The organism is Thermonema lapsum (genome assembly GCF_011761635.1).
GTDB lineage: Bacteria > Bacteroidota > Bacteroidia > Cytophagales > Thermonemataceae > Thermonema > Thermonema lapsum.
The window spans coordinates 514,297-522,536 of the sequence record NZ_JAASRN010000002.1; the positions used below are offsets into that span (position 1 = coordinate 514,297).

8 protein-coding genes are annotated in these 8,240 nt (G+C 47.1%); 5 read left to right on the forward strand and 3 right to left on the reverse strand.

Annotated elements, in window-relative coordinates:
- Positions 1–192: 192 nt before the first annotated feature.
- Entirely contained in the window at positions 193–810 is a 618-nt protein-coding gene (locus FHS56_RS07550; protein ID WP_166919329.1) for a rhomboid family intramembrane serine protease, read from the reverse strand.
- Positions 811–891: 81 nt separating this feature from the next.
- Between FHS56_RS07550 and FHS56_RS07555 the strand changes: the two genes are divergently transcribed.
- Together FHS56_RS07555 and FHS56_RS07560 are read left to right on the forward strand one after the other, a co-directional pair.
- The gene (locus FHS56_RS07555; RefSeq protein WP_166919331.1) at positions 892–2,448 is read left to right on the forward strand and encodes an NFACT RNA binding domain-containing protein; all 1,557 of its coding nucleotides are present in this window, start codon (positions 892–894) and stop codon (positions 2,446–2,448) included.
- Positions 2,449–2,504: 56 nt separating this feature from the next.
- Complete coding sequence (locus FHS56_RS07560) at positions 2,505–3,143, forward strand: LysE family translocator (RefSeq protein WP_166919333.1); 639 nt, start codon at positions 2,505–2,507, stop codon at positions 3,141–3,143.
- Here the strand turns inward: FHS56_RS07560 and FHS56_RS07565 are convergent.
- A complete protein-coding gene (locus tag FHS56_RS07565) occupies positions 3,136–3,660 on the reverse strand; it encodes a dihydrofolate reductase (RefSeq protein ID WP_166919335.1) in 525 nt (174 codons plus the stop codon). The genes FHS56_RS07560 and FHS56_RS07565 overlap by 8 nt on opposite strands.
- Positions 3,657–4,574 (reverse strand): methionyl-tRNA formyltransferase, encoded by a 918-nt coding sequence (gene fmt / locus FHS56_RS07570; protein WP_243844184.1) that lies wholly within the window; start codon positions 4,572–4,574, stop codon positions 3,657–3,659. The genes FHS56_RS07565 and fmt overlap by 4 nt, the downstream gene beginning before the upstream one ends.
- Before the next feature lie 139 nt (positions 4,575–4,713).
- Here fmt and FHS56_RS07575 point away from each other — a divergent pair, with 139 nt between their 5' ends.
- From FHS56_RS07575 to FHS56_RS07585, 3 genes are all read left to right on the forward strand, one after another.
- Positions 4,714–5,862 (forward strand): iron-containing alcohol dehydrogenase, encoded by a 1,149-nt coding sequence (locus FHS56_RS07575; RefSeq protein ID WP_166919337.1) that lies wholly within the window; start codon positions 4,714–4,716, stop codon positions 5,860–5,862.
- 385 nt (positions 5,863–6,247) lie between these two features.
- Positions 6,248–7,873: a hypothetical protein gene (locus FHS56_RS11890; protein ID WP_208409653.1), complete on the forward strand. Its 1,626-nt coding sequence runs from the start codon at positions 6,248–6,250 to the stop codon at positions 7,871–7,873.
- A partial coding sequence (locus FHS56_RS07585) for a hypothetical protein (protein WP_166919339.1) occupies positions 7,870–8,240 on the forward strand: 371 nt, incomplete at its 3' end. The genes FHS56_RS11890 and FHS56_RS07585, both read left to right, overlap by 4 nt.

Below are 8,240 nucleotides of genomic sequence, written 5' to 3' on the forward strand. Positions count from 1 at the left end.
TTTCGCTATGAGCTGGCAGCTGCCTGCCATACCCAAAGCAAATGGGATACATCCACCTGAAAAGCAAGTGGCAAATGGCAGAGCCATACGAGAAAGGCTCGGCTTTTCGCCATAGATTGACAAAAATCCAGCTTCGTGGTGCCACATGCAAGCGACACGCTATGCAAGCAGTAAGCTCTCTTTAAAGCATAGCTAAAAGGCATTCAAAAAATATTGCCATGCACCCGGTATCACCAACAAGGTGAACAACACGCCTATGACGCCGCCCCCCAAATGTGCTGCATGGTCTATCTTTCCCTTTTTTTCATAAATACCATACACCGAATATCCCACAAAACCTATGGCAAAGATATAGGCAGGTATGGGCACTGGTATAAAAAACAAATAGAGTTTGGAATCGGGCGACAATAAGATAAAAGAAAACAATACCCCCACAACTCCACCCGAAGCACCTACCGACCGGAAATAGGGGTTGTCTTTATGCCGCCAAAGATTGAGCAACTGCCCTCCCACAGCACTCAAAAGAAAAAGCCCCAGATACCATATCCAATAGGATGGTCCTAAAAAATAATTGAATAGGTACTCCAGAGTACGCCCGAAGAAAAAGAGCGTAACCGCATTGAACAAGAGATGCAAAAGATTTACATGTACAAAAACGGCAGTTATCAAGCGGTACCACTCACCCTTATGCCACACTTCATAAGGGCAAAAAGCCCACTTTTGCTGCAAACGAGGTACAAAGTTTATAATGGCAGCTGCTATTACCATCAAGCCAATCAGAGCGCCTGTTGTGAAATTTAAAGGAACCATACTTTCTTGCTTATTTGCATGTTCAAGGTTTACTCATGCAATAAAAGCATTTTTCTATTTTTGAAACCAATCTCATAGAAAATGCACCTTTCTTATTACTTCATACGACAGATTAGCCAGTACTTGGCTGAGACCATATGCGACTGGCAGCTGGGCACGGCTTTTAGCCAAGAAAAAGACGAATTGATATTAGGCTTTTATTTAGGCAGACAAGAGTTTTTCATCCGGGCGCAACTCACGCCGCAATGGGTAGGCGTTTCCTTCCCTGCTCATTACGCCAAAGCTAAAGCCAATGCCATTGAGTTGTTTGAAATGCTGCACGGAAGGCGTCTGATGCGCGTAGAACAGTTCCGCAACGAACGTGCCTTCTGTTTACATTTCGAAGAAGATTACAGCCTGCTTTTTAAGCTCTTCGGCAACCGTTCGAACCTCATTGTCTATAAGGGCAACGAAGTCATTGACCTATTCCATAAAAAGATGGAAGAAGACACACAGCTTCACCCCAGTAGCCTGCACCGTTCTATTGAACTATCAGAGGAAGCCTTCATTGCCTCAGGGGGAAAAATACGGGAATTCTTCCCTGCTTTTGACCGCCTGACCATGCGCTACATAGAGCTGCAAGGATGGCTGCAGCTGCCCCTGCAAGCACAATGGCAGAAACTGTTAGCGCTTCATGAACAGTTGCTCGCCCCCCGGCAATACTATGTGGGCATGCAAGCAGATAAGCCCCAGCTGTCGCTTATTGAACATCCCGAGCTGCAAGTACATTGCACCACCACTTCGCCCATAGAAGCTGCCAATGAGCTGCATCGCCTGTATGTTCATGAAGTAGTTTTCTTGCAAGAAAAGCAGCACTACCTCAAACAAATAGAGCAACAACTCAGACGCTGCGAAACCACTCTTCAAAAAAGCAAAGAACGCTTAAGCTCGCTCAAAGAGGCTCGCTTCGAAGAGATAGGGCATTTAATCATGGCAAATCTACACAGCATTGCACCGGGAAGCGAAGAAATAGAAATATATGACTTTTACCGCGATGCTCCCTTGCACCTCAGACTCAACCCTCACCTGACCCCACAGCAAAATGCCGAGCGCTTTTATCGAAAAGCCAAAAATCAGAAGATAGAAGAGCAAAAACTACAGGAAATCATCGAAAGTAAAGAAAACGAATGGCTACACTTGGAAAGGCTTCGGAAAGAGCTTGAAAGTTGCCACGACTTTAAGAGCCTGCGTCGATGGGCAAAACAGCACGGTTTTATGCAGCAAGGCAAAGAAGAAGAAACCCTGCCATTCAAGCGATTCGAATACAGGGGCTTCCAAATTTGGGTAGGAAAAAATGCCAAAAGTAATGACCTGCTCACCCAACGCTTTGCGCACAAAAACGACCTCTGGCTACACGCCAAAGATGTAGCCGGCTCGCATGTGGTCATCAAGCGAAGCGGACAAAAACAAATTCCCCAAGAAGTCATAGAAAAGGCGGCATCGCTGGCTGCCTACTATTCCAAGCGCAAAACCGACAGCCTTTGCCCTGTGATTGTTACAGAAAAGAAGTATGTACGCAAACCCAAAGGCTTGGCACCCGGGCAGGTGATTGTGGATAAGGAAGAAGTCATCATGGTAGCGCCCGCCCCCTTTGAATAGACTTGCTTCATGCAGTTTTTTTTCTTTAAAATAGCAGTTTCAAAACCGATGACTTTATGCTACTGGCTATTGCAGGAGGACTCATCATCGGCGTGCTGCTCAGCTGCAACTTGGGCACCGTCTTTTTCTCTCTCATTCAAAACAGCATAGAAAACGGCTTTAAAAGCGGCGTGATGATAGCCGGTGGAGTCATTTTGTCTGATAGTATGCTTATTTTGTTGGCTCATTTCAGCACACAATTCATTCCGGAAAACAATCACAACTGGGAGTTCTATGTAAGCCTTGCTGGCGCCCTGCTACTATGGAGCTTGGGGCTGGCTTCTTTGCTCAAGAAGCAGGTCAAAAGGCGTCCTGTCAAGCGCATGCAATTTCGCAGAAAAATGTACTTCTTTGCCAATGGCTTCTTGCTCAATACACTCAATCCCATCAACTTTTTCATATGGGTGGGCATAGCTGCTCAACTCGAAGCCAAAGGCTATTTTGCCGAGCAATACAACTGGCTTTTCTTCTGCTTTGCGCTGTTGGGCATTTTCGGCGCCGAAAGTTTCATTGCTCTGTCGGCTCAGCGTCTCAGAAAGGCATTCAATGAACGAAATTTGTTGCGTATCAGCCGATTGAACGGCTTGGTGTTTTTACTTATCGGCAGCAAGCTGTTCTATGATGCCCTGACCAAATATACCGGCTATCTCATGTGAAGGAAGGCTTGCGCCAATGTTGCCAAGTAAAGGGATAATCATTGTGTTCGTCGGCATCAAAAAAACGCTCTTCTACCAACTGCCACCCTTCTGTTGCATGCAAAGGAAAAAAAGTGTCGCCTTCCGGTGCTGCCTGCACCAGCGAAAGCATCAGCTCGTCTATCAGCTCCCTCTCAAACATTTGACGGTAAAGCTCCCCCCCGCCGATTACAAACAAACGATTTGAAGACAAACCACTCGCTATGTCCAAGGCTTCTTCTATGCTATGAGCAACAAACAAGGGCTTTCCTACCGCTATTAGCTCACGAGCATAATCTTTCTGCCCTGTAAGCACAATATGCGGGCGCCCGGGTAGGATGCCGGGCAGCGATTCAAAGGTTTTGCGCCCCATCAGCAGCGGTGCCCCCATCGTTTGCTTCTTGAACAGCTTCAGGTCATTGCGCAAGCGCCAGGGCATCGCGCCGTCTTTGCCTATCACTCCATTCAAAGCGGCGGCTACAATGGCTATCCGTTTCATAGTGTATGCCCTCTCAAAAACTCATCAATATCCATGGGGCGTTTGCCTTCGATTTGCAGCTTCTTTACAGACAAATAGCCATCGCCGGTACGCACCAATGCAAAGCGTTTTTGGTCGGTAGCCCACTCGCCCGGCTGCAAATGCTGCCACCACTTCGGTTCATACGGCTCTTGGTCGGGGCGCAATGCCCAGTAGATTTTTAAATTTTTACCTTGCCAAGTAGTCCATGCTGCCGGATAGGGCGACAAGCCGCGTATGAAGTTGTACAGTTCTGCCGATGTGCGATGCCAATCTATGTGGCAGGTGTCTCTGAATATCTTAGGTGCTTGGGTCGCTTCGCCCTGCTGGGGCACCGACGGACAACGCCCCCACTCGATAGCCTGCACCGTACGTAAGACCAAAGCAGCCCCCTTGTGTTTGAGCCGCTCGTAGAGCGTGCCTACGGTGTCGTAGTCGTCAATAGGTTCTGTATCTTGAAAAATGATGTTGCCCGTATCTATCTGTTCATCTATGAAAAAAGTAGTAACGCCCGTTTCTTTCTCGCCATGGATAATAGCCCAGTTGATGGGGGCAGCCCCTCGATATTTGGGCAGCAAAGAAGCATGCAAGTTAAAAGTAGGCGCCAACTGCCATACTTCTTTGGGCAGCATACGAAATGCCACCACCACTTGCACCTCAGGCTTGAGTGCCTGCAGTGCTTCCAAGAAAGTGAGGTCTTTTAAACGTTCCGGCTGCAATACGGGCAGCCCTTTGCTCTGGGCATATTGCTTCACCGCCGAAGCCTGCAATTTGCGTCCCCGTCCAGCAGGCTTGTCGGGTACGGTTACAACCCCCACCACCTCATAACCAGCTTCTACCAAGGCAGCCAGTGAGGCAACTGCAAAATCGGGGGTTCCCATGAATACGATGCGCATCGTGTAAAAGGAGTTTATATTTTTCCACAAAAAACCAATGTCGGCAACTGCAAAAGTATGCAAGCCCACCTTGAGAACCAAAGACAGCACAGCGCTGTTTGTGTAAATACAACAACATAAACAAAGCTTGTATCAACCTATGGAAAACTTTAGTGTTTACAACCCCACCCGTCTGCATTTTGGCAAGGGATGCGTAACTGAAAGGCTTGCTCAAGAAGCTGCCGTATGGGGCAAGCGTGCGCTCATTTTAATTGGTAAAGGCTCGGTCAAGAAAAATGGTGTCTTGGATGACGTTACCCGCCAATTGGAACAAGCCGGCATCCATTATGAGGTGTTCGAGGGCATCAAATCCAATCCCATTTATCAGGATGCCGACCGTGCCATAGCACAAAGCAAAGCTTTCAAAGCTGACATGATTATTGGTGTAGGTGGTGGCTCAGTCATCGACACCGCCAAGGCAGTAGCCTTAGGACATGGCAGCAATGCTTCTATCTGGGATATTTACATGCGCAAAGTAGAAGCCCCGGCGCAAGCCCTCCCCTTGTTGTGTGTGCTTACATTGGCAGCCACCGGCACCGAAATGAATATGTTTGCTGTATTGCAAAACGACGAAGCGCGCATCAAAAAAGGATTTGGGCATCCGGGCATGTACCCCAAAGTCTCTTTCCTTGACCCTACCTATACCCTCTCCGTGCCCTTGAACTACACTGCCTATGGTATTGCCGACCTGATGGCACACACTTTCGAGCTTTATTTCGACCCCTCCGATGCCCCACTTTCCAATTATTTCGCTACCGACATCATAGCCTTGGCATTTGACTATGGGCGGGCGGTCATACAAAAGCCCCATGACTATGATATCAGAGCCAACATCATGTGGTTGGCAACCACAGCCCTCAATGGCACACTAAATGCCGGTAAACGCGGGGGCGATTGGGGCGTGCATGCCATCGAGCATGCGCTCAGTGTTTTGTTCGACATCCCCCACGGGGCGGGCTTATCCATTGCTTATCCGGCATGGCTCAAGCACTTCCTGCCCAAAATCAAAGACAAGCTCAGCTTCATGGCAGAGCGTACCTTGGGCAAAGGCACCACAGCAGAAGCCTTCATCGATTATCTCGAAAACTTTTTCAAGGAAATAGGCACCCCCATACGCCTTAGCGAAGTAGGTATAGGTGAAGACAAACACCCCCTGATTTTGGAAGTATTCAAGCAAAACCGTGTACGGGGCATGCACTTCGATATGAACGAAGAAGATCATAAAGCCATCTTGCAGTTGATGGCGTAAAAAAACACTGCTGCTCATATGCATTTGCACCGCCCCGCTAAAAGGGGCGGTTTTTTTGTGTATTTCGCTTTATCAATAGTCACCTAATACTAAAAACCTAAAATCTAACATTATCGCTACATGTTATTTTGTTTACATTCTCTTATTTACTACCCTGCAAAACTACTTATTCAAACACATACGGCACCTAAATATTATTTAAAAAACTATTGCGATTTTTTTTAAGCAAAAAATTATATTTGCAATATAAAAGTACCAAACAAAAAAATCATGAGAAAAACAAAATTCCACCATCTATGGAAAATAGGGGGGGGGGGTAATTTATATCCTCCTTCTCTATGGTTGTGGTCTCCGGCAGACGCCTGAACTGCTGCCGCAAAACCAAGTGGCTTATTACGTAAAGCTGGCGCGAGAAGCCTTGCCACCGGACCCTTGGGCGCACAATCCACTACCCGACGGAGTGCCTCTTTACCACTCCCTGTTGCCGGCAGAGGAAAAGGAAAAATTGGAAAGTTACTTTTATCCTCAATGGCAGCAGGCAGAGCTTTACTACAATCAAGCAGGAAATGCTGTACTGCTGGTACCCTTGCACAGACCTCTGAGTGTGTTTTACTTCACAGCCTTCCGCCGGCGCCTGCGTGTGGAGTTTGACCGGCACAAGCAAATCGTCAGCACCCACATTGTAGAGCTGGCAACCGACAAAGAAACTTTAATCAATCAAGGCAACCGTTTGCTCATAGAGGCAAGCAGTTACACCGGAGCCTTTAGTGGCAGCTTATTTTTGTATGACAAGAACTACCGCCTATTACAGAAACTTGAAGGGAAACCTCATGGCAAGTTTAGCGAAGAAAAGGCATATCAAATAGCGAGAAATATCACGACAGATGATCCCGGATGCATTGCTACAGTTACATGTAATGGAACCACTTGGTGTAAAATAAGTGAATCCGGTACATGGATAAGCTCAAAAGGAGTGGTCGAGATAGCTTCTCCTGATTCAGATCCTTGCAACAACAACGGTGGCGGTGGTGCAAGCGGGAGCGCCGGGGGGAGCACCGGTGGTGGTTCCGGCGGCTACTATGGCGGTAATTGGGGCGGCATCTTCATTGGCGGAGGTTCCGGCAGTGGTAATCCCGGCTGGCAAGATGGCATTGAGCTGCCACCTATGGACCCCGGCGACACCCATCCGAAGCTTCCGCCTATCAAAAACCCGGACAACCCACTGCCGGGCAACCCCATTGACTTCGGACCTTTCACTCCCACAGAGGCTTTTCTGAGCAAACCGGGCTTGAAGGTACTATGGCAGCAAATGATGGATATACCGGAGTTTCAGGAGCTGGTAGCAAGCATCAATAACCCCAACCCAAGCATGTTCATGCTTGTTTTAGATGTCACCAACCTTGTTAATAGAGACAGTATTGTATATGGTTATGTTAAATACACCAGAGACAATAACTCCTCACCTAACAAAGGGATATTTCGTCTAGTTCTTACCCCTGATGCTTTTTCCTTATCGCCCGGCGGCTTGGCAATGGTAATTACTCATGAACTCATCCATGTAAAGTTTAAAACCGACATGGTAGCAGCTGCTAATACCGTAACCAACTGGGAGGCTCTACCACAAGAGCATTACTTGAAACAAGCTTATGACCGTTTCAATCTCTCGCAGGTTTCTCAAGAAGCAAGTAATGAGGGTTTCACACTTGATGGCGATGACAACAACCATATCACTCATTGCATCATGGCAGAAAGCTATCGCCCCATTATCGGAAAAGTTGGTTATGCCATTGATGCCGCCTATAACCGCATAAAGGAAGGCATTACACAAGAAGATTACATCTTCGCTGCCTGGATAGGACTAAAAAGAACCATTCTATATTTTCGGGAAATATACAATTCCCCTGACAAAGGGGAACTTGAAGAAAGACTTAATTACCTACAAGACAACATACACTACACTGAGCCTCCTTTTAATGTCATTTACCAAAACAAAAACAGAATAGCCCTATGAAAACATTCAGTAAACTATTACTGCTTTGTCTCCTGTGTGTCTTCGCTCAACACGCACAGGCACAACGGTTCAGCCTGCGAGACAATCAACAAAGAACCGGAGATACCCTCTATCTCCGCCTCACCGGTGAAAAAAACGGTGTGTCTTATATCAAAAAAATTCAACGCACTTGGCACCTGCGGGAACCAGGAGAAATGGGTGATTCGCTCCTTATTTACTACCAAATATCCATAAACATATACAAAAACAACCCTAAAACTTTCTATGCCCATTTTTCATCACTATTTACACCCATAGACATCCGCATTATCAATCGCCGCAGAATGCCCACACACAGAGAAGTACCACTCCAAGACCTGAAAGGGCT